Source organism: Azospirillum sp. B506 (assembly GCF_000333595.1).
Lineage (GTDB): Bacteria > Pseudomonadota > Alphaproteobacteria > Azospirillales > Azospirillaceae > Azospirillum.
The window spans coordinates 1-532 of the sequence record NZ_BADK01000195.1 but is presented as its reverse complement, the minus strand read 5'-3'; the positions used below and the strand labels follow the sequence as shown (position 1 = coordinate 532).

Annotated in this window: 2 protein-coding genes; one reads left to right on the top strand and one right to left on the bottom strand. The window is 66.9% G+C overall.

Going from position 1 to position 532, the window contains the following annotated elements; all coding sequences use genetic code 11:
• Window positions 1-156 precede the first annotated feature (156 nt).
• Entirely contained in the window at window positions 157-360 is a 204-nt protein-coding gene (locus I71_RS06750; protein ID WP_244433681.1) for a hypothetical protein, read from the bottom strand.
• Here I71_RS06750 and I71_RS37185 point away from each other — a divergent pair.
• Window positions 263-532: hypothetical protein (locus tag I71_RS37185; RefSeq protein ID WP_307188973.1), on the top strand; the 270-nt coding region annotated here is incomplete at its 3' end. The two genes, I71_RS06750 and I71_RS37185, sit on opposite strands and share 98 nt — an antisense overlap.

Below are 532 nucleotides of genomic sequence, written 5' to 3'. Positions count from 1 at the left end.
CAGTCGCCGACGGGCGCCATCAAAGAATGAGTAGCATCAGGGGGCCAGAACGGCCAGCCCCCCTGAGCCCCGCTCCCGAATGTTCCGAGCGAGCGCCTGCATCTCGGACGCGGCCTAGCTTATGCGCGCGGCCTCAGTCGACGACAGCACCCGTCATCAGCGTGCCGAGCATAGGAGCGTGAGGTCTCCGACGTGGGCAGCCGCCAGCTCCACGCAAGGAGGGGCGATCAGCTCAGTCACCTCGGCGACCAGCTCGTCGGCGATGCGGGCACGCGGCGGCACACGGTTCAGCACCAGCAGCAGTCGGCGCTTCTCCTGCGCGGCCAGATCGATGGTGGGATGGACCGCCCACAAATCCATCGGGCTCGGCTGTACCGGCGAACAGCGCGTGCCAACCCCCAATGACGGCCGCGACCTGACCAACCCGAAGGCCTACAAGTCGCACTTCACCGCCATCGACGGCGACACGATGAAGATCGCCTGGCAGGTCTGGGTCGACGGCAACCTCGACAACACCGACGCCGACTACCAG

What these genes read in the sequence shown, in the direction of transcription:
- I71_RS06750 (WP_244433681.1), bottom strand. Translation starts at nt 360, where the DNA reads ATGGATTTGTGGGCGGTCCATCCCACCATCGATCTGGCCGCGCAGGAG.